At 64.7% G+C, this 18,690-nt stretch carries 21 protein-coding genes and 1 pseudogene; 12 read left to right on the top strand and 10 right to left on the bottom strand.

The genetic code is table 11. The features are described 5' to 3' along the window. Positions 1-360: 360 nt before the first annotated feature. Entirely contained in the window at positions 361-606 is a 246-nt protein-coding gene (locus IVB24_RS21095; protein WP_247768468.1) for a hypothetical protein, read from the bottom strand. 225 nt (positions 607-831) lie between these two features. Between IVB24_RS21095 and IVB24_RS21090 the strand changes: the two genes are divergently transcribed. The 3 genes from IVB24_RS21090 to IVB24_RS21080 all read left to right on the top strand — a co-directional run bounded on the left by IVB24_RS21090 (position 832) and on the right by IVB24_RS21080 (position 2,432). Further along, positions 832-1,419 carry a formyltransferase family protein gene (locus tag IVB24_RS21090; RefSeq protein WP_094890380.1) on the top strand — a complete coding sequence of 196 codons (588 nt, stop codon included), beginning with the start codon at positions 832-834 and terminating at the stop codon, positions 1,417-1,419. Positions 1,420-1,591: 172 nt separating this feature from the next. After that, positions 1,592-1,942 carry a hypothetical protein gene (locus tag IVB24_RS21085; RefSeq protein ID WP_212249566.1) on the top strand — a complete coding sequence of 117 codons (351 nt, stop codon included), beginning with the start codon at positions 1,592-1,594 and terminating at the stop codon, positions 1,940-1,942. Continuing rightward, positions 1,887-2,432: a hypothetical protein gene (locus tag IVB24_RS21080; RefSeq protein ID WP_166475142.1), complete on the top strand. Its 546-nt coding sequence runs from the start codon at positions 1,887-1,889 to the stop codon at positions 2,430-2,432. Before IVB24_RS21085 ends, IVB24_RS21080 begins: the two co-directional genes overlap by 56 nt. A gap of 49 nt (positions 2,433-2,481) precedes the next feature. On the opposite strand, the gene IVB24_RS21075 is transcribed toward IVB24_RS21080, so the two are convergent. After that, the gene (locus IVB24_RS21075; RefSeq protein ID WP_140479794.1) at positions 2,482-2,880 is read right to left on the bottom strand and encodes a RidA family protein; all 399 of its coding nucleotides are present in this window, start codon (positions 2,878-2,880) and stop codon (positions 2,482-2,484) included. 161 nt (positions 2,881-3,041) lie between these two features. Here IVB24_RS21075 and IVB24_RS21070 point away from each other — a divergent pair, with 161 nt between their 5' ends. Together IVB24_RS21070 and IVB24_RS21065 are read left to right on the top strand one after the other, a co-directional pair. Beyond that, on the top strand, positions 3,042-3,917 hold the full coding sequence (locus tag IVB24_RS21070) for a DMT family transporter (protein ID WP_166469287.1): 876 nt from the start codon (positions 3,042-3,044) through the stop codon (positions 3,915-3,917). A gap of 200 nt (positions 3,918-4,117) precedes the next feature. Next, positions 4,118-5,536: a caspase family protein gene (locus IVB24_RS21065; RefSeq protein WP_247768466.1), complete on the top strand. Its 1,419-nt coding sequence runs from the start codon at positions 4,118-4,120 to the stop codon at positions 5,534-5,536. A gap of 82 nt (positions 5,537-5,618) precedes the next feature. Here IVB24_RS21065 and IVB24_RS21060 read toward each other — a convergent pair whose 3' ends face one another. Both IVB24_RS21060 and cysK read right to left on the bottom strand, forming a co-directional pair. Continuing rightward, positions 5,619-5,861, bottom strand: coding sequence for a BrnA antitoxin family protein (locus tag IVB24_RS21060; RefSeq protein ID WP_140479800.1), 243 nt, complete (start codon positions 5,859-5,861; stop codon positions 5,619-5,621). A gap of 3 nt (positions 5,862-5,864) precedes the next feature. Further along, complete coding sequence (gene cysK / locus IVB24_RS21055) at positions 5,865-6,842, bottom strand: cysteine synthase A (protein WP_247768464.1); 978 nt, start codon at positions 6,840-6,842, stop codon at positions 5,865-5,867. Positions 6,843-7,065: 223 nt separating this feature from the next. Here cysK and IVB24_RS21050 point away from each other — a divergent pair, with 223 nt between their 5' ends. Continuing rightward, the gene (locus IVB24_RS21050; RefSeq protein WP_106950539.1) at positions 7,066-7,284 is read left to right on the top strand and encodes a hypothetical protein; all 219 of its coding nucleotides are present in this window, start codon (positions 7,066-7,068) and stop codon (positions 7,282-7,284) included. Between the two features lie 15 nt (positions 7,285-7,299). Here IVB24_RS21050 and tgt read toward each other — a convergent pair whose 3' ends face one another. After that, entirely contained in the window at positions 7,300-8,445 is a 1,146-nt protein-coding gene (gene tgt / locus IVB24_RS21045) for a tRNA guanosine(34) transglycosylase Tgt (RefSeq protein WP_247768462.1), read from the bottom strand. Between the two features lie 231 nt (positions 8,446-8,676). Between tgt and IVB24_RS21040 the strand changes: the two genes are divergently transcribed. From IVB24_RS21040 to IVB24_RS21025, 4 genes are all read left to right on the top strand, one after another. Further along, a complete protein-coding gene (locus IVB24_RS21040) occupies positions 8,677-9,834 on the top strand; it encodes a patatin-like phospholipase family protein (protein ID WP_247768460.1) in 1,158 nt (385 codons plus the stop codon). 121 nt (positions 9,835-9,955) lie between these two features. Continuing rightward, positions 9,956-10,702: a TetR/AcrR family transcriptional regulator gene (locus IVB24_RS21035; RefSeq protein ID WP_162308559.1), complete on the top strand. Its 747-nt coding sequence runs from the start codon at positions 9,956-9,958 to the stop codon at positions 10,700-10,702. Positions 10,703-10,953: 251 nt separating this feature from the next. Then, positions 10,954-11,550, top strand: coding sequence for a PepSY domain-containing protein (locus IVB24_RS21030; RefSeq protein WP_247768458.1), 597 nt, complete (start codon positions 10,954-10,956; stop codon positions 11,548-11,550). A gap of 230 nt (positions 11,551-11,780) precedes the next feature. Further along, a complete protein-coding gene (locus tag IVB24_RS21025) occupies positions 11,781-12,818 on the top strand; it encodes an aspartate-semialdehyde dehydrogenase (protein ID WP_247768456.1) in 1,038 nt (345 codons plus the stop codon). Positions 12,819-12,912: 94 nt separating this feature from the next. Here the strand turns inward: IVB24_RS21025 and queA are convergent, their stop codons facing one another. The 5 genes from queA to coaD form a co-directional block, all read right to left on the bottom strand. After that, positions 12,913-13,986 carry a tRNA preQ1(34) S-adenosylmethionine ribosyltransferase-isomerase QueA gene (gene queA, locus IVB24_RS21020; protein ID WP_247774142.1) on the bottom strand — a complete coding sequence of 358 codons (1,074 nt, stop codon included), beginning with the start codon at positions 13,984-13,986 and terminating at the stop codon, positions 12,913-12,915. Positions 13,987-14,127: 141 nt separating this feature from the next. Continuing rightward, on the bottom strand, positions 14,128-14,592 hold the full coding sequence (locus tag IVB24_RS21015) for a peptidylprolyl isomerase (protein ID WP_247768454.1): 465 nt from the start codon (positions 14,590-14,592) through the stop codon (positions 14,128-14,130). After that, complete coding sequence (locus tag IVB24_RS21010) at positions 14,589-15,014, bottom strand: hypothetical protein (RefSeq protein WP_247768453.1); 426 nt, start codon at positions 15,012-15,014, stop codon at positions 14,589-14,591. Before IVB24_RS21010 ends, IVB24_RS21015 begins: the two co-directional genes overlap by 4 nt. A gap of 9 nt (positions 15,015-15,023) precedes the next feature. After that, positions 15,024-15,587 carry a peptidylprolyl isomerase gene (locus IVB24_RS21005; RefSeq protein ID WP_094890396.1) on the bottom strand — a complete coding sequence of 188 codons (564 nt, stop codon included), beginning with the start codon at positions 15,585-15,587 and terminating at the stop codon, positions 15,024-15,026. 36 nt (positions 15,588-15,623) lie between these two features. Continuing rightward, positions 15,624-16,121 carry a pantetheine-phosphate adenylyltransferase gene (gene coaD / locus IVB24_RS21000; RefSeq protein ID WP_247768452.1) on the bottom strand — a complete coding sequence of 166 codons (498 nt, stop codon included), beginning with the start codon at positions 16,119-16,121 and terminating at the stop codon, positions 15,624-15,626. Between the two features lie 261 nt (positions 16,122-16,382). Between coaD and IVB24_RS20995 the strand changes: the two genes are divergently transcribed. Together IVB24_RS20995 and IVB24_RS20990 are read left to right on the top strand one after the other, a co-directional pair. Continuing rightward, positions 16,383-16,640 (top strand): hypothetical protein, encoded by a 258-nt coding sequence (locus IVB24_RS20995; protein WP_247768450.1) that lies wholly within the window; start codon positions 16,383-16,385, stop codon positions 16,638-16,640. A gap of 180 nt (positions 16,641-16,820) precedes the next feature. After that, positions 16,821-18,674, top strand: a pseudogene (locus tag IVB24_RS20990) (KUP/HAK/KT family potassium transporter). Positions 18,675-18,690: the final 16 nt, after the last annotated feature.

Here is an 18,690-nt window from a genome sequence, read left to right as displayed (position 1 = left end):
AAATCCGCGACGGATTCGTCGATACGCCAAGCTGGTTGAGATCGCGTTACCGCCGGATGAAGTCGTGATGCGCGGCATTAAAAAGGCCGCTGACGAGTGCGCCAGCGGCCTTGGCCGGGTTTAAAAACGGATGCGGGTTGAAATGTCGCCAGCCCCGGTAGGTGCAGTCTTATCATCCGGCCCGGCTCGCCTTTGTTAAAAAAGAAACACAGGAACCGACTTACCGGCCGCTTGCCGCCCACCGTGGCCGCGCGGCAACGCTAAAGCAGCATCCGGAAAGTGCGCAGCGGCTTTCCGAAGAGATCAAGATTAAACAACAGCCTGAAGCGCGATGACAATTCATCCTGATCGCATCGCGCTTTAGTCCGTGACGCAGAAATAGGTGCGCGGCTGTCTGCGATAGGCGCCGTAGCGGTAGTACGGCCGGTAAGCGTAGCCGCGATAGAGCGCCGGCGGCTCCCCGCCGTAATAGGCACCGTGATAGAAATTGGTGATCGGCCCTCCGACGCAACGATAGGCGTCCCAGCTTGGCCCCACGAATGGCGCGGTCCCGGTCTCGGGCGGCACAGCGGGGTATGGCCCGCCGGCATGGGCCGGAGAGACCACAATCAGCGTCGCGAAAACGAAAAAGCCAGGCGCCTCGCATGCGCTCGCTCCCGAGCCGTCCAACACACGTATGGAGCACCGGAACGGCCGCCTGCGCAATCGCGGAATTCATCGCGTCCGTGCCGGCACATTGTTGATAACCGGCGCAAACGCCGCGCGGGTGGTGACAGGGCGTCCGGACGTGTTATCGGGGGATGACGCAGTTGCGAGACGGATCGGACACCCATGCGCATTACCCTCGTCGGCTCCCGCCATTTCGGCGTGACCACCCTGAACATGCTCCGGGAGCACGGCGTTTCGATCGTCCGGGTCGTCGTCGCCGACGCCGAGGATCGCCTCGCCGCAACCGCCAAGGCGGCCGGCATCGAGGTCGCGGTCCAGGCCAATCCGAAGCTGGTTGTGGCCTCCGAAATTGCTCCCGATACCGATCTGATCATCACGGCGCACAGCCACGCCCGGATCGGCCAGGACGCGCTCGCGGCCGCCAAGCTCGGCGGGATCGGCTATCACCCCTCGCTGCTGCCGCGCCACCGCGGCAAGGCCGCCGTGGAATGGACGATCAAGGAAGGCGATCCGATCGCCGGCGGCACGATCTACCATCTCGCCGACCGAATGGACGCCGGCGCCATCGCCGCCCAGGACTGGTGCTTCGTCAGGAAGGGCGAGACCGCCCGCGAGCTCTGGGAGCGCGCGCTCGCTCCGCTCGGCCTCAAATTGCTGGCCGACGTGGTCGATTATGCCAAGGTCCACAAGGCGCTTCCGTCCAAGACTCAGGACGAGCAGTTTGCGACCTCCGCACCGAGTCTTTCCTGACGTTTACCCTTAACGTAAGGCGGCCTTGATTCCGCTTCAAAATTTGGCCTTGGAAACGCAAATAAACCATTGTTTCTACAGGAACAATTTTCGGTTTGGCATTGCAACAAATTTCCGTCACATTTCGTCCGAATAAGCGTCGGCATATCAGACAAATTCAAGGACGGAATTCATGCGTTTTGGTCGCATCGCGGCGTTTTGTGCCGCTTCAGTTTTGACCGGCACCCTCGCCGCCCCCGCCCTCGCCCAGAGCCCCTACGACGGCAACTGGCAGGTCATCATCGTCACCAAGAGCGGCACCTGCGAGCCGACCGCAAGCTCCATGCTGACGGTTGCCGACGGCCGGATCACCGCGCCCGGCGCTAACGTTTCCGGCACCATCGGTAGCGGGGGACTTGTGAAAGTTTCGATCAATGGTGCATATGCCAACGGTCAACTCAACGGCAACGCCGGATCGGGAAAGTGGAATGGAGCATCTGCAGGCATACCGTGCAGCGGGCGGTGGGAAGCATCGCGCCAATAAACCAATCGAGGCTCGTGCCCGGAACCGGCGGCTGCTGATCACGGCCGCCGTTTTGTTTGCGGCAGGGATTGCCAACACGGACAGCAAGGCCCAGTCCGGCCCCTTCGCCCCGCTGGCGGGCAGCTGGAGCGGCGGCGGCACGGTGATGCTGGACGACGGCTCGACCGAGCGGATCCGCTGCCGGGCCAAATACGCCCCGATCGGCCCAACCATGGAGATGTCGCTGACCTGTGCCAGCGATGCCTACAAGTTCAACCTCGGAGCCAACGTCAGGGCCGAAGGCAGCGCCATCACCGGCAACTGGTCCGAGGCCAGCCGCAACATTTCCGGCTCGCTTCAGGGCCGCGGCGGTGGCGGGAATTACGAGCTGGTGGCCTCCGCCGCTGGCTTCAATGCCAATATCGCGCTGAAGGCGAGCGGCAGCAAGCAGACCGTCACCATGCGCGCGGACAGCCAGTTCCGCGGCGCCAACATCTCGCTGTCGAAGTAAGACCGCAGACGATCCGCAATCGATCCGGCGCCCGCGCCGGATCGATTTCTTATGCGCCCGGCACGAACGCCGTGACCTCGATCTCGACCTTGGCCCGCTCGTCTACGAGACCGCCGATATAGAGCAGCGTCGATGGCGGAAAATTGCGTCCGAGCGTTTCCTTCCAGGCCGCGCCGATGCCGGCACCGGCCGCCTCATATTCGCTGCGGCTGGTGAGGTACCAGGTCAGGCGGACGATGTGCTCCGGACCCGCCCCGGCTTCGCCGAGGAGCTTGATGATCCGCTTCAGCGCGGTTCCGACCTGCGCCGCCATGTCGGGAGCGTAATTGCCGGCCTCGTCTCCGCCGGTCTGGCCGGCCAGAATCACCCAGCGGCCAGGGCCTTCCGCCACAACGCCGTGAGAGAAGCCGCGCGGTTTTTTCCATTCGGCCGGCTGCAGGATCTGCATGAGCGAAGTTCTCCCGTTTTTTGTCGTTGTTCGTTGATGCCTTAGCACGTCGCCCTGCATCGCTGCATCCGCAGATTTGCCGTTGCAAACGGCGGCGATGTCGCCGATACCGGCCGTCCTTTCACATTCCCGTCTTTTCCCATTCCCCCGCACCCGGCTCGATGAGCGCGACACCGTCCAAAACGATGGCTGCCCTGTGGATGGCCGGTTGGCTGTCGCTGATGCTGGTCATGGCCGTTGCCGGACGCGAGACCACCCGTGAGCTCAACGTCTTCCAGATCATGGAAGTGCGTTCGGTGATCGGTCTCACGCTGCTCCTGCCGTTCATCTACCGCGCCGGCGGCTTCAAGGCGGTCGCGACCAGACGCCTGCCCCAGCACCTTGCGCGCAACGGGGTGCATTATTTCGCGCAACTCGGCTGGTTCTACGCACTGACGCTGATCGGAATCGGCCAAGTGGTAGCGATCGAGTTCACCATGCCGATCTGGACTGCGCTGCTGGCCGCAACGTTCCTGTCAGAACGCATGACGGTCTGGAAGATCGCCGCCGTCGTGCTCGGCATCGTCGGCGTCGTCATGATCGTGCGGCCCGCCACCAGCGAGATCAATCCGGGCCAACTGATCGCGCTCGGAGCTGCGATCGGCTTCAGCGTCTCGATGATCCTGGCGAAGTCGCTGACCCGGACCGAGAGCGCCTTGTCGATCCTGTTCTGGATGATCATCGTGCAGATGGTCGTGGGCCTGCTGCCGACGTTCGCCGTCTGGACGTGGCCGTCAGCCCCGCTTTGGGGATGGCTCTTCGTCATCGGTGTCTGCGGCACTTTCTCGCACTATTGCCTGGCCAGCGCGCTCCGATATGCCGACGCAACGATCGTGGTTCCCATGGACTTCCTCCGAGTTCCACTGACGGCGACGGTCGGTTGGCTGCTGTATTCCGAGCGGCTCGACGCATGGACCGTGCTCGGTGCTGCGCTGATCTTGTGTGGCAACCTCCTGAATTTAAAGCCCACGCCCGCGGTTCCCGCCCGCGCGCCGTGAACCTGGCACGGCCTTGCGCGACAAATCCAAGTGGCCGTGTGATTTGGATCACGTTGGGAGGTACTCCGATCGTGCACATTCGGCCACACAGCAGCGGGTTGCACGCACCGGACCGCCGTTTTGGTGGCACGAGGTCGGGCACTTCGTGTAAGTTCGTTGCCAATTTGTTGCTGCCTGCAATTCGATTCTGGGGATTTCAGATGCGCTATCTCACCCTCCTCGCTTCATTGATGTGCATGGCGTTGTCGGTCAGTGCCGCGAAGGCCGACCGCCGCGTCGCTTTCGTCGTCGGCAACGGCTCCTACAAGAACGTCGCGCAATTGCCGAACCCGCCGATCGACGCCAAGGCGATGGCATCGACGCTGCGCAATGTCGGCTTCGAGGTGATCGAAGGATCCAACCTCACCCGTGACCAGATGACCGAGAAGCTGCTGGATTTCGGCCGCAAGGCGCAGGGCTCCGACGTCGCCGTGTTCTACTACGCCGGCCACGGCATCGCGGTCAGCGGCAGCAACTATCTCCTGCCTGTCGATGCCGACATCAAATCGGAGATGGACGTCAAGCTCGGCGCAGCCATCAACATCGACCTGACGCTTGAGCAGACCATGGGCGACGCCAAGGTCAAGCTCGTCTTCCTCGACGCCTGCCGCGACAACCCGTTCGCCGCCAAGATCAAGTCGAACTCCGCGACCCGCAGCGTCAACGTGCAGAGCGGCCTTGCCGAGATGAAGTCCGGCGAAGGCACGCTGATCGCCTTCGCCACCGGGCCGGGCCAGACCGCGCTCGACGGCCAGGAGGGCAACAACAGCCCCTTCACCCGCGCGCTGATCGACAACATCACCAAGCCCGGCGTCGAGATCCAGCAGGCGATGACGTCGGTGCGCGCCCAGGTCAACGAGGAGACCCGCAAGGGCCAACTGCCCTGGGGTCATACCAACCTGATCGGCGCGGTCTATCTCAATCCGTCGCAGACCACACAGGTTGCGAACGCGGCACCGACGGCCTCCGGCGTCGTGCCGGCCGCAGTCGGCAGCTCTGACGGAGTCGAGCTCGAGTACTGGCGCTCGGTCAAGGAATCCAACAAGCCGGAAGAGCTCAACGCCTATCTCTCGGCCTATCCGAACGGCCAGTTCAAGGCGCTGGCCTTGGCGCGGCTTGCGGCGATCAAGAGCGGCCCGTCCACCGCGACCCGCAACCTGAACGGCGGCGTCGATCCTGCAACCTTCACCGACGATGCCACCCAGCTCACCGAAGACCAGATTGGCCTCGACAAGGGCCAGCGCCGCGACGTCCAGCGCCGCCTGACCGGGCTCGGCTTCGACACCAAGGTGACCGGTGCGTTCAGCGACGAGACCCGCACGGTGCTCAAGCGCTGGCAGGCCGCCCGCGGCTATCCATCGACCGGCTACCTCAACAAATTCCAGCACAAGGCCCTGCTCTCGGAAGTCGTGGCTGGCCCGGCGACGGCGAGCGACACCAGCCAGAAGCCGGCCCGGCGTGCTCCGGCCCAGGCCCAGAGCGCACCGCCCCAGCATCGCAACAGCGGCGGCGGCGATGCCGGCGCAGCCTTTGTCGGCGGCGTCGTCGGCGGCATGATGGGCGGCATGTTCCGCCGCTGAGGCGAGACCCATTACGAGCGACAAAAGCCCGGCTCATGCCGGGCTTTTTCGTTGGTCAGGCTACGCCGTGAGAGCCGAACGCTTACTTCCCGGCGGCCTTGCGTAGCGCCTCGTTGATGCGGTCCTGCCAACCGGGGCCGCCCTCCTGAAAGAACTCCAGCACGTCCTGGTCGATGCGCAGCGTCACCTGCTCCCTGACCCCCGGCGTCACGTTCGGCTTCGGCGGCGCGACCGCGACCCTGGCCGTCACCTTCTTGAACGCCGCCTCGGCCTCCGTCCTGGCATCGCCAAGCGTGCGCGGCCGCCTCGGTGGTTGATCCGCCATGTGCTAGATTCCCTCAAACAGTGCTGTCGAAAGATACCGCTCGGAGAAGGACGGCACGATCGCCAGGATGGTCTTTCCCGCCGCTTCCGGCCGCTTGCCGATCTCGAGCGCGGCGGCGATCGCGGCGCCCGAGGAGATGCCGCCCGGAATGCCCTCGTGTCGCGCCAGCGCGCGCGAGGTCTCGATCGCCGTCGTCGAGTTGATCTTCACGATCTCGTCGATCACGGCGCGGTCGAGGATGTCAGGGACGAAGCCGGCGCCGATGCCCTGGATCTTGTGCGGCGTATGCTGTCCGCCCGACAGCACAGGACTTTCCTCCGGCTCGACCGCAACCACGCGCAGCGAGGCCTTGCGCGGCTTCAGCACCTGGCCGACGCCGGTGATCGTGCCGCCGGTGCCGACGCCGGCGACGAAGAAATCGATGTTGCCGCCGGTGTCGTTCCATATCTCCTCCGCGGTCGTGCGGCGGTGCACCTCCGGATTGGCGAGGTTCTTGAACTGCTGCGGCATCACCGCGTTCGGCGTCGTCTTCACCAGTTCCTCAGCGGCCGCGATCGCGCCCTTCATGCCCTGCGCCGCCGGCGTCAGCACCAGTTCGGCACCGAGAAAAGCCAGCATCTTGCGCCGCTCGATCGACATCGATTCCGGCATCACCAGCTTAAGCCGGTAGCCGCGTGACGCCGCGACGAAAGCGAGCGCGATGCCGGTATTGCCGGAGGTCGGCTCGATCAACACGGTGTCGGGCTTGACGATACCCGCCTTCTCCATGGCGATGATCATGGCCGCTCCGATGCGGTCCTTCACGCTTGCGGCCGGATTGAAATATTCAAGTTTTGCCAAAATGGTCGCGTTCACGCCGTGCATGCCGGGTAGGCGACGCAACCGCACGGTCGGCGTATTGCCGAAGGCATCGACGATCGAGTCATAGATCCGGCCGCGGCCGGGTTGGTGCGCTGCACCCGTGCTGGACGATGCGTCCATGATGAACTCCCTGTGACGACTATTTTCAATTCTGTCGCGGCTCTTGCGCAGTTAGAGACAGCTTATGGCGACACGCAAGCGGCAATGCCGCACATGTTAAATACGCTGCATCGCAAAATCGCGTGAGCTTTAATTAGCCGAAAACCAACGCATTTGTGTTGCGACCTCGTCAACTGATTCTGCTTATGTTAGACTTAGGTCTTGAAGCAGGGAGGTCACCACGATGTCAGCAGTCGCTGAAGTGATGTCGACCGTAGCGCTAAGGCGCGATCCGCGTTGCAGCGAGTTGCCGACCTGTCCCGTCTGCGCCGACTCCATGGTCGCCGCCGAAGCATCCGCCTACGTCTCGGACCACGTGATCAGCTATCTCTGGACCTGCGACAATTGCGGCTATGGCTTCGTCACCAAGCACGCCGTGAAGCAACGGATGGTGTGCAATTGAGCCTGGACCATTGATCTAGCGCGGGGCGATATCGCCCCTCGCCCAGTCCGCGCGCGTACGCTGATAGAACTCGTCGAACCTTCCCTGCGCAATCGCGTCCCTGATGCCCTGCATCAGGAACTGGTAATAAGCGATATTGATCTCCGACAGCAGCATCGCTCCGAGCGTCTCGCCCGCCTTGACGAGATGATGCAGATAGGCGCGCGCGCAGTTGCGTGCCGACGGCCACGAGCTCTCCTCATCGAGCGGACGGGAATCGTCGGCGTGGCGCGCGTTGCGCAAATTCACCTGGCCGAAGCGCGTGAAGGCGACGCCGTGCCGGCCATTGCGCGTCGGCATCACGCAATCGAACATGTCGATGCCGCGCTTGACGGCTTCGAGGATGTCGTCGGGCGTGCCGACGCCCATCAGGTAGCGCGGGCGCTGTTTCGGCAGCAATGGTGCGGTCTCGTCGATCATCGCCAGCATCACCGCCTGCGGCTCGCCGACAGCAAGGCCGCCGATCGCATAGCCATGGAAGCCGATCGCGACGAGGCCTTGCGCGCTCTCATGGCGAAGCTGGGGAATGTCGCCGCCCTGCACGATGCCGAACAGCATGTAGCCGTCGGGCGCGCTCTCGAAGGCGCGCTTGCTGCGCTCGGCCCAGCGCAGCGACAATTGCATCGCGCGCTCGATGTCGGCGCGCTCTGCCGGCAACCGCACGCACTCGTCCATCTGCATGGCGATGTCGGAGCCGAGCAAGCGCTGCACCTCGATCGAGCGCTCCGGCGACAGCTCGACCTTGGCGCCGTCGATATGGGAGCGGAAGGTGACGGCGTTCTCGGTGACCTTCCGCAGGTCCGACAGCGACATCACCTGGAAGCCGCCGGAATCCGTCAGCATCGGCCCGTTCCAGCCGGTGAATTTCTGCAGGCCCCCGAGCGCTGCGATGCGCTCGGCACTCGGACGCAGCATCAAATGATAGGTGTTGCCGAGCACGATGTCGGCGCCGGCATCGCGCACCTCGCGCCAGTGCATGCCCTTCATGGCACCGGCGGTGCCGACCGGCATGAAGGCGGGGGTGCGCACCACGCCGTGAGGCGTGATCAGGCGCCCGGTCCGCGCGGCACCATCAGTGCCGAGCAATTCAAAGTGATTGGGAAGATCATGGTTCGGATTCATGGCCGTGCTTATTGCGTGTCGGAGGAAGCCAATCAACCCGCCCCGGCGCCCTGTGCCTCAGGCTGGGACAGAATTGACCCAAACGTTTCGCGCCGCCGCCCTTGCTAAACAAAACGATACCGTGTAGTTTTACCGGTGGGGCTGGACGAGATGCCGCGGCAACTTTGCCGGCGGCGGTAGATGCGTGATCGCCAGCCACCGACAATGCCCTTCCCTTCAGGTTCGACTGACATGTCCGGTCCCTCGCCTGGCCGGAAAAGGCAGGCAGGCGCACGCCTGACAGCATTCCTGGTTCTGACGTGCAGCCTGGTGCTCGGCGCCTGCACCTCCCTGCCGCGTACGCCCTACACGGCCGCAGAAGCCAGCACATCGCGCGTGCTCGATATCGACGGCCTCAGGCGCTACGCCGACGACCCCGTCACCAAATTCAGCTTCGAGAAGAACACCGGCACCGCGACGAGGTCCTATCTGGCGCTGTCCGGCGGCGGCGCCGATGGCGCCTACGGCGTCGGCGTTCTCAACGGCTGGACCGCGGCCCGAACCCGCCCCGCCTTCTCCGTCGTCTCGGGCGTGAGCACCGGCGGCCTGATCGCGCCGTTTGCGTATCTCGGCTCGCAATACGACGACACGCTGAAGGAGGTCTATACCAGCGGCATCGCCGAGAGCCTGTTGAACGATCCCAGCATCATGCGCGTGCTGTTCGGATCCGGCCTGTTCGGCAACACACGGCTGCGCGAACTGGTGGCGCGCTATGTCGGGCCGGAGGTCATGGCGCAAGTCGCGCGCGAGAATGCCAAGGGCCGGAAGCTGCTGGTGGTGACGACCGATCTCGACACCCAGCGCACCGCGATCTGGGACATGGGCAAGATCGCCGCGGTCGGCACGCCCGAGGCGCTGAAGCTGTTTCGCGACGTGATGGCGGCCTCCGCCAGCATTCCCCTGGTGTTTCCGCCTATCATGATCGACGCCGAGGGCGAGGGCCGCAAGTTTCAGGAGATGCATGTCGACGGCGGCGTGACCGCGCCAGTGCTGACGCTGCCGGAAGCCCTGCTGTTCCAGGGCAGCCGATTACCGGGTAGTGCAAAGATGGACATCTACATCCTCGTCAACAAGAAGATCGAGCGCAACTTCGAGCTGGTCTCCAACGGCACCATCGACGTCGCCTCGCGCAGCCTGTCGGCGATCACCCAGTCGCAGGCGCGCTCGATCATCTTCTCGACTTACGATTTCGCCAAGCGCAACCGTCTCGGCTTCCACCTCTCCTACATCGCGCGCGAGTACCCGGCGCCGCCCTCGGAAGGATTCGACACCGGCTATATGCGGGCGCTCTACCAATACGGATATGACAAGGCCGCTGCCGGTCAGGCCTGGAGCTCGACGGTGCCGTGAGACGGAACGAGGCCCTGCCGAAACCGTTGACGATACGGCCAATTCGGCCAGTTTCGCCATGACGCCCCGGCTCCTGCGCGATATAGAAACTAATGTCAGAAACGCGCAGGAATCAGTGGGCATGGGATTGACTGCGACCAGGACAAAACCGGCTGTGCCGCGGCGCGAGGTGCCGAAATCCCGTGGCGGCCGGCCGACGAAAACCGCCGCCATCGAGCGCGACCAGCGGCTGATCGAGGTCGCCACCCGCCTGTTCCTGGACCGCGGCTTCGACGCCACCTCGCTCGACGCGGTCGCGGAAGCGGCCCGGGTCAGCAAGCCCACCGTCTATTCCCGATATGGCGACAAACGCGGCCTGTTTGCCGCCGTGCTGAGGCGCGAGATTGCGCGCTGGCTTGCGCCGCTGTCGGCCGCCGCCGAGACGCAGCTCTCCAGCGCCTCCGACATCTCGGTCGAGCAGCGCCTGGTGGAGATCGGGCGCGAGATGCTGACATTCACCTGCGGACCCGATGCCGTCGCGTTCAGCCGCATGATGACGTCGCAGGCGATCAACTTCCCCGACGTCGCCAAGCTCGGCAAGGAGGAAGGGTGGCTCAAGGCTGTCGACGCCACCGCGCGCTTCTTTGACCGTCTGGTGGCGCAGGGCGCGCTCGACATCGAGGACACCACCATCGCAGCCGAGGTTTTTCTCGACGTGGTCGTCGGTCACACCCACCGCCTGGCGACGTTCGGAACGGCGCTCGAGATGAAGCCCGCCGAAAAGCGCATGCGCACGGCCATCAAGCTGTTCCTCGCCGGTGCGCTGGGACCTGCCGACCGCGTCCAGGGCACCACCAAAGGCTCGTCGCGGCGACGCCCCGCGCGCTGACAATTCCGTGAGATTGCCCGCTTTCCGCAACGGAACCTGCCCGCGCCGTTGACCAAAATAAAACGATACGGTATGGTTTAGTTATAAGCGATACGGACCGCTTTTTTCACCAGCCCCAAAGGTGGCCCGTACCGCTAGATCGCCGTGCCGGGTACAGCCCGCCCACGACGTTCCGCGGCCGGCCGACGCCCAAGGCCGGCCGCGAATTCTTTACGATCATCCGGCACACTCGCTGGCCGAGGGTTTCGAGCATGACGACAGCCAAACGACATATCTCGCGACTGCTTGCGACCGCCCTGTCCGCGCTCCTCATCGCCGCACCGGCCCGGGCAATCGTCTCCACGGGCACGCCGACCGCCCTTCACCGCGACACAGATGGTGATGCCGATGCCGACCGCCGGGCCATCAGCCGCGAGATCGAGCGCTTCCGCAGTTCGTCGATCTCGATCAGCCAGGCGATGTCGATTGCCGAAGCCCGGCACGCCGGCGCCACCACGGCGGATGTGAGTTTCGACGGGGCGGACGGGGTGCCGGTGTATCGGGTGAAGACCCTGCAAAACGACCGGATCTGGCGCCACACCATCAATGCGACGACCGGCGAGCTGGTCGGCGGCGAAGCCGCCTTCCCCCTCGCCGAGCTCGACCACGAGGATCGTGACAACCTCGCAGCGCTCGGTGCGATCAGGCACCGCCTGGCTGAGGCCGTGCGCGTCGCCGAACGCGCCGCCTCGGGCAAGGCGATCAGCGGCGGGTTGGTGCGCGAACGCGGCCGGCTCAATTTTTCGATCGTCGTCGTCAGCGGCGACGATCTCAAGGAGGTCACCCTCGAGCCCCCGGGCGCCAAATAGCGGGAGGCCGGCCCCGGCATCGACCGGGGTGAAAGGGCATTGACGGGCGCAAGACTCTCCCGCATAAGTCGCCGCCATGTTCACGACCACCAAATGCACGACCAAAACCACCACGGCCTCAGGGGCCCGGGGAGGCGTGCGCGCGTAGTCGTCGACTAGAACGCAATCCACTCTACCGAAGCCCCGCCCATGATGGTCCGGGGCTTTTTTGTTGTCTAGATTTCAAACGCATGGAGGACAAAGTGAGTAACGATCCCGTCGTCGCGATTGTCGGCGTCACCGGTGCGGTGGGCGCCGAATTCATCGCCACCATGGACAAGCGCGGCTTTCGCGTCGGCAAGCTGAAGGCGCTGGCCAGCGCCCGCTCGGCCGGCAAGACGGGGTCGTTCCGCGGCCAGCCGGTCGTGATCGAGGAGCTCAATGAGCGCTCGTTCGAAGGCGTCGACATCGCCCTGTTCTCCGCCGGCGGCAGCATCTCCCGCAAGTATGCGCCGATCGCGGTCAAGTCGGGCGCGGTCGTGGTCGACAACTCCTCCGCCTTCCGCATGGACCCGAACGTGCCGCTGGTGATACCCGAGATCAACGCCAACCGGATTCGCGACCACAAGGGCATCATCGCCAATCCGAACTGCGCCGCCATCACCGCGCTGGTGCCGCTGTGGCCGATCCACCAGAGGAACCGTATCAAGCGCGTCATCATCTCGACCTACCAGGCCGCGTCCGGCGCCGGCGCCGCCGCGATGGAGGAGCTGGTCGAATCCACGCGCGCCAATCTCAACGGGCAGGTCTATACGCCGAAGGTGATGCCGCACCCCTACGCGTTCAATCTCTTCAATCACAACACCGCCGTCGATCCTGATACCGGCTACAACGACGAAGAGACCAAGGTCATCAAGGAGACCCGCAAGATCTTCGAGGACGAGAAGATCGCCATCGGCGTCACCTGCGTGCGCGTGCCGGTGCTGCGCGCCCATTGCGAGGCCATCACCTTCGAATGCGAGAAGCCGATCAGCGAGGACCAGGTCCGCGCCATCATGGCGCAGGCGCCCGGCGTGAAGGTGGTCGACGATCGCGCCAAGAACTACTTCCCGATGCCGATCGACGCCTCGGGCCAGGACGACGTCCTGGTCGGCCGTATCCGCAAGGATCTGAGCGATCCCTCAGGGCATTCGATCTCGATGTTCGTTGCGGCGGATCAATTGCTCAAGGGCGCGGCGCTGAACGCGGTGCAGATCGCGGAGCTGCTGCCGCAGCGGGTGATGGCGTAACGGGAATCGTAGGGTGGGTTAGCGAAGCGTAACCCACCACTTTCGCTTCGACGGAGAGAGACAGCGGTGGGTTACGCCTTACGGCTAACCCACCCTACGGCACCGCCCGAAACAGCAAACACGCATCCCCGTACGAATAAAACCGATACCCGCTCGCGATCGCATGCGCATAGGCCCGCTTCATCGCCTCCAGCCCCGAGAATGCCGACACCAGCATGAACAGCGTCGACTTCGGCAAATGGAAATTCGTCATCAAAATATCGACCGCGCGGAAGCGATAGCCGGGCGTGATGAAGATCGAGGTCTCGGCCGCGAACGGCTGAATCGTGCCGTCCTCGCGCGCTGCACTCTCGAGCAGGCGCAATGACGTGGTGCCGACGGCGACGATGCGGCCGCCGTCCTTCCGTGCGCTGTTGAGCCGCTCCGCCGTCTCCGCCGAGATCGTGCCCCACTCGGCATGCATCTTGTGGCCTTCGGTATCGTCGACCTTGACCGGCAGGAACGTCCCTGCCCCGACATGCAGCGTCACGCGGTTGACGCCGACGCCACGGTCGCGCAGCGCCTGCTCCAGCGCCGGGGTGAAGTGCAGGCCCGCGGTCGGCGCGGCGACCGCGCCTTCGTTCGCCGCGAACATGGTCTGGTAATCGGCGAGGTCCTGCTCGTCGGGCGTGCGCTTGGAGGCGATGTAGGGCGGCAGCGGCGGGCTGCCGAGATCGGCGATGGCCTGGTCCAGCGCCGGGCCGTGGAACGAGAACGACAGCGTCACTTCGCCCTCTAAGCCCTTGGCTTCGACCTCGGCATCGAGATGCCCGAGCAGGCAGACCTTGCCTTCATTGCCGAAACGGATGCGGTCGCCGGCCGTGAGCTTCTTCGCCGGCTTCACCAGCGCCTGCCAGCGCGAGCCGTCGAGCCGCTTGATCAGCGTCGCCTCGATCTTCGGCTCGGTCTCGCGGCCGATGCGGCGGCCTTTCAATTGCGCCGCGATCACCTTGGTGTCGTTGACGACGAGCTGGTCGCCCGGCTGCAGCCATTGTGCGAGGTCGGCGATGGTCTGGTCGCGCAGCGCGCCGTTCTCCACGACCAGCATCTTCGCGGAGTCGCGCGGGTGCGCGGGGCGCAACGCGATGCGCTCGGCGGGCAGGTCGAAATCGAACAGGTCGGTGCGCATGTCGGGCGAGTGCCGTGCAGTCGGACCCTCATGGTGAGGAGGCGCGTAGCGCCGTCTCGAACCATGAAAGCCGAGCTGCAGCAGCGGGGCCTTCATCTTCGAGACGCGCGTTCCGCGCTCCTCAGGATGAGGATCGAGCGATTACTCCGTGTCCGCCGCCATCCGCGCCTTGACGATCTTGTCGGGGTTCTGCACCGGCTCGCCGCGCTTGATCTTGTCGACGTTTTCCATGCCCTCGGTGACCTTGCCCCACACCGTGTACTGGTTGTCGAGGAAGCGGGCGTCGTCGAAGCAGATGAAGAACTGGCTGTCGCCGGAATCAGGGCTCGCGGCGCGCGCCATCGACGTGGTGCCGCGCACATGCGGCTCCTTGTTGAACTCGGCCTTCAGCTTCTGGCCGGAGCCGCCGGTGCCGGTGCCCTGCGGGCAGCCTGTCTGCGCCATGAAGCCGTCGATCACGCGGTGGAACACGATGCCGTCGTAAAACCCCTCACGGACCAGTTCCTTGATGCGCGCGACATGCCCGGGCGCGAGGTCGGGCCGCATCTCGATGGTGACCGGGCCCTGCGTGGTCTCGAGGATCAGGGTGTTTTCGGTGGCGCTCATGCTCGTCTCTCTTGCGTTGGAGGTGAAGTCTTGTCAGGTGACGTTTTGCGGCTGCGGAACTGGATCGCGAATGGACGTCCCGCAGCGGCGCCGGCCATTGCATCGGTAAATGGCATCGGCGTGCAGCGTTGCAACGCCTCCATCACCGCGATCCGGTATTGCAGCCGGTCATTGTCGGAGGCCTCCGCGGATTCATAGGAGATCCTCGGATGGCCCAGAATGTCGCCGGACCGGTTAAAGCTCACGACGACGGTGATGTCGAGTGGGCGGGCCTTGGCGGCCGGCGGCGGTTTCCAGCAGGTCCGCAGATGCCGGAAGATGTCCTGGATGGTGTTGACCTGCCCATCTTCGGCGGCCGCACCGGACAGGCCGAACAGCAGCAATGCGGCAACCAGCACGAGCTTGTCGCCGCAGCGCGCCATCGCGATCTCCTATTTGATGTCGGAGGCGACCTGCACCTTCACCATCTTGTCGGGATCGGTCACGGCGCCGCCGGCGGAGCCGGGAGGAGCCTTCTTCAGCTTGTCGACGACGTCCATGCCCTGCACGACCTCGCCGATCACGGTGTACTGGTTATCGAGGCTGCCGCCGTCGGCGAACATGATGAAGAATTGCGAGTTGGCGGTATCGACGCTGTCGCCGCGCCGGGCCATCCCGACGATGCCGCGCGCGAAATGCACCTTGGAGAATTCCTGCTTCAGGTTCGGATATTTCGATCCGCCGGTGCCGTTGAAGTTCTGGCCGTCGCCGGTCTGCGCCATGAAGCCGTCCATGACGCGATGGAACGGCACGTTGTTGTAGAAGCCCTCGCGCGCCAGCTGCTTGATGCGCTCGGCGTGATGGGGCGCGATGTCGGTCCGCAGCTTGATGACGATGCGACCCTTGGTGGTGTCGATGACGATGGCGTTGGCCTTGTCGAGATTGGCCGGCAATTGCTGCGCCACGGCCGGCACCGCGAACAGAAGCGCGGCAAGAACTGCGAGAATTCGGATCATGACAACTCCGGATCAGAGAGAAGAGGAAGCGCGCCGTTATACGGCGAATTTTGCCTTGAGCTGTGCCGCAACCTGCGGCGGGACGAAGGCCGAGACGTCCCCGCCCATGCCGGCGATCTGGCGCACCAAAGTGGCGGTGATCGGGCGAACCATGGGAGAGGCCGGCAGGAAGACCGTATGCACCTCGGGCGCCATGGTCCCGTTCATGCCGGCGAGTTGCATTTCGTAGTCGAGGTCGGTGCCGTCACGCAGACCCCGGATCATGATGGTGGCACCGTGCTTGCGCGCCGCGGTGACCGCCAGATCGTCGAAGGTCACCGCTTCGAGCACGCAGCCGGCCTGGGCCGCCAACGGCCCGCAGACGTCATCGAGCATCTGCAGCCGCTCCTCGGTCGAGAACAGCGGCTTCTTGCCGGGATGGACCCCGATCGCGACCACGAGCCGGTCGCACAGCGAAACGCTGTGCCGGACCACGTCCAGATGGCCGTTGGTGATGGGGTCGAAGGAACCGGGATAGAAGGCAATGCGCGGCATGGCTCCCTCCTACCGCGCCCGGCCCGGCCCGGCAAGCCGGGCGGGTTCCCCGGCCAAACCCACCGAAATATCCCGCCGACCGCGCCGGCAATGGCCGGTTTGTTTCGTCCCTGAGGCGACCACGAAACAAAGGGGCACGGACACGAAACCATTTCCCGTGCCGGGCGAAGACGTCCGGAAACTGGCCATGGTTACTAATCCGGCCAACGAATGACGGGCCGCACACTGGGCGTAGGCGGCCGCATCACAGGGGACTGTCAAATGATCAAGGCTCTCTCAGCGATCGCTCTGTCTGCGTGTGTCGCCGCTGCCCTCACACTTCTGCCCGGCTTTGCCCCGAAAGTGGAAGCCAGCGTGCCGCAGCCGCTGGCCAAGAGCGACCGGCTCGATATCCGCACCATCGGCAAGGATTGCTCGCAGCAGGCCTGGCCGAATTTCGAGGCTTCGTGCCTGCGCAAGGCCGGCACCAAGGCTGATGTCCGCGAGGCGCGCCTCGTGACCGCGAATCGGACTCCGTAGTCGGCCCTGTCAGCTCCCCGTCACATAATCCCGATGGCGTTTTGCGACGTCCCGTCGCAGACTGCATGATGATCGCGCCCGGCGGAATGGCCCGTCGGGCGCAATCTCATCGGGGGGTAGCCATTGTCCAGTACGCCCGGTGTCGCGTCCGGCCACCATCCTGATCCGCTACCGCTTGCCATGACCATGGGCGCCCTCGGGGTAGTCTATGGCGATATCGGTACCAGCCCGCTCTATGCCCTGAAGGAAGCCGCCAAGGCGGCGGCCCACGGTGCCACTTTGACCCCCGGCGCAGTTCTGGGGATTGCATCTCTGATCTTCTGGGCCCTGCTGCTGATCATCTCGCTGAAGTATGCGCTGCTGATCCTTCGCGCGGACAACCGCGGCGAAGGCGGCATCGTCGCCCTGCTGGCGCTGCTGCATGCCCGCCACGCCCAGCCCGGGACCTGGCGTGCCCATCTGCTCGTCGTTGGGCTCGTCGGCGCCGCCCTGCTCTATGGCGACGGTGCGATCACGCCGGCGATCTCTGTGCTCTCAGCCATCGAGGGTCTCAAGGTCGACGCCCCCTCGCTTGCGCCCGCCGTGGTGCCCGTGACCGTCGTCATCCTGATCGGTCTGTTCATGATTCAGAAACAGGGCACCGGCTTCATCGGCCGTATCTTCGGGCCGGTGATGCTGGCCTGATTCGTCGTGCTCGCGGCGCTCGGCATCCACGGCATCGTCAAGGCGCCGGCGGTGCTGGCGGCGCTCAGCCCGCTCTATGCCTTCGACTTCCTGATTCACCAGGATTTCCACGTCTCCTTCGCCATCCTCGGCGCGGCCTTCCTAGCGGTGACCGGCGGCGAGGCCATGTACGCCGACATGGGGCATTTCGGCCGCTTCCCGATCCGGCTGGCCTGGTTCGCGATCTGCCTGCCGGCGCTGGTGCTAAACTATTTCGGGCAGGCCGCGCTGCTCATCACCGATCCCACCATGATCGAGAACCCGTTCTTCCAACTCTGCCCCGACGCCCTGCACTATCCGCTGGTCGCGTTCTCGGCGGTGGCGACCGTGATAGCCTCGCAGGCGATCATCTCCGGCGTGTTTTCGCTGACACAGCAGTCGATCCAGCTCGGCTTCCTGCCGCGCATGCAGATCCGCCACACCCAGAGCGACGCCATCGGCCAGATCTACGTGCCGCTGGTGAACTGGTTGCTCGCTGCCGCAACGCTTGGCGCGGTCCTCAGCTTCGGCACCTCGGATGCGCTGGCCGGCGCCTACGGCATCGCGGTGTCGCTGCTGATGGCGATCACCACGCTGCTGGCCGCGTTGCTCGCGATCCAGTGGGGTTTTTCGCCCTGGCTCGTCGTTGCGGTCAACGGCTTCTTCTTCGTTATCGATTTGATCTTCTTCTCGGCCAACTCGATCAAGCTGTTCGAGGGCGGCTGGTTTCCGCTGCTGCTCGCGGCGATCGTCGCCTTCCTGATGCTGACCTGGCGCGCCGGCGTGAAGCTGGTCGAGACGGCGCGCGCGAAGCTGCGCCAGCCGGAAGAGGATTTGATCGAGACCGCTGTCAACAAGTGCACCGCACGGCTGCCCGGCACGGCCGCGTTCCTGGCGGCGGCGCCGAAGGGCGTGCCGCTGGCCCTGACGCAATTCGTCAAGCACAACCGCGTGCTGCACGAACGCGTACTGCTGGTCACCGTGCTGATCGAGGAGTTGCCGCACATCCCCGAGGAGGACCGCGCCGAGGTGATCGAGATCATCCCCGGCATCACCCGCGTGGTCCTGCATTACGGCTTCATGCAGAACCCGACGATCTATGAGGGACTGAATCTCGTCTGCCGCCAGGGCAAGCTGCCCGGCATCGACCTCTCCGACATCACCTATTATGTCGGCCGCGAGACCATCATCCCGCGCGAGGATGTCCCGGGCATGTGGGTCTGGCGCGAAAGCGTATTCGCCTTCCTGCAACGCAACGCCGAACGCTCCGCCGCATTCTTCGGCGTGCCGACCAAGCAGGTGGTGGAGTTCGGCACGGAGCTGGAGATTTAGGCCGCACCGGCGAACC

It is taken from the genome of Bradyrhizobium sp. 192 (genome assembly GCF_023100965.1).
Lineage (GTDB): Bacteria > Pseudomonadota > Alphaproteobacteria > Rhizobiales > Xanthobacteraceae > Bradyrhizobium > Bradyrhizobium symbiodeficiens.
Note: the sequence above shows the minus strand (reverse complement) of the source record. Positions and strands in the feature narration are given on the sequence as shown.

Coding starts and splice junctions, on each gene's coding strand:
- IVB24_RS21090 (WP_094890380.1), top strand. CDS start 832: ATGCGCATTACCCTCGTCGGCTCCCGCCATTTCGGCGTGACCACCCTG.
- IVB24_RS21085 (WP_212249566.1), top strand. CDS start 1,592: ATGCGTTTTGGTCGCATCGCGGCGTTTTGTGCCGCTTCAGTTTTGACC.
- IVB24_RS21080 (WP_166475142.1), top strand. CDS start 1,887: ATGGAGCATCTGCAGGCATACCGTGCAGCGGGCGGTGGGAAGCATCGC.
- IVB24_RS21075 (WP_140479794.1), bottom strand. CDS start 2,880: ATGCAGATCCTGCAGCCGGCCGAATGGAAAAAACCGCGCGGCTTCTCT.
- IVB24_RS21070 (WP_166469287.1), top strand. CDS start 3,042: ATGAGCGCGACACCGTCCAAAACGATGGCTGCCCTGTGGATGGCCGGT.
- IVB24_RS21065 (WP_247768466.1), top strand. CDS start 4,118: ATGCGCTATCTCACCCTCCTCGCTTCATTGATGTGCATGGCGTTGTCG.
- IVB24_RS21060 (WP_140479800.1), bottom strand. CDS start 5,861: ATGGCGGATCAACCACCGAGGCGGCCGCGCACGCTTGGCGATGCCAGG.
- cysK (WP_247768464.1), bottom strand. CDS start 6,842: ATGGACGCATCGTCCAGCACGGGTGCAGCGCACCAACCCGGCCGCGGC.
- IVB24_RS21050 (WP_106950539.1), top strand. CDS start 7,066: ATGTCAGCAGTCGCTGAAGTGATGTCGACCGTAGCGCTAAGGCGCGAT.
- tgt (WP_247768462.1), bottom strand. CDS start 8,445: ATGAATCCGAACCATGATCTTCCCAATCACTTTGAATTGCTCGGCACT.
- IVB24_RS21040 (WP_247768460.1), top strand. CDS start 8,677: ATGTCCGGTCCCTCGCCTGGCCGGAAAAGGCAGGCAGGCGCACGCCTG.
- IVB24_RS21035 (WP_162308559.1), top strand. CDS start 9,956: ATGGGATTGACTGCGACCAGGACAAAACCGGCTGTGCCGCGGCGCGAG.
- IVB24_RS21030 (WP_247768458.1), top strand. CDS start 10,954: ATGACGACAGCCAAACGACATATCTCGCGACTGCTTGCGACCGCCCTG.
- IVB24_RS21025 (WP_247768456.1), top strand. CDS start 11,781: ATGGAGGACAAAGTGAGTAACGATCCCGTCGTCGCGATTGTCGGCGTC.
- queA (WP_247774142.1), bottom strand. CDS start 13,986: ATGCGCACCGACCTGTTCGATTTCGACCTGCCCGCCGAGCGCATCGCG.
- IVB24_RS21015 (WP_247768454.1), bottom strand. CDS start 14,592: ATGAGCGCCACCGAAAACACCCTGATCCTCGAGACCACGCAGGGCCCG.
- IVB24_RS21010 (WP_247768453.1), bottom strand. CDS start 15,014: ATGGCGCGCTGCGGCGACAAGCTCGTGCTGGTTGCCGCATTGCTGCTG.
- IVB24_RS21005 (WP_094890396.1), bottom strand. CDS start 15,587: ATGATCCGAATTCTCGCAGTTCTTGCCGCGCTTCTGTTCGCGGTGCCG.
- coaD (WP_247768452.1), bottom strand. CDS start 16,121: ATGCCGCGCATTGCCTTCTATCCCGGTTCCTTCGACCCCATCACCAAC.
- IVB24_RS20995 (WP_247768450.1), top strand. CDS start 16,383: ATGATCAAGGCTCTCTCAGCGATCGCTCTGTCTGCGTGTGTCGCCGCT.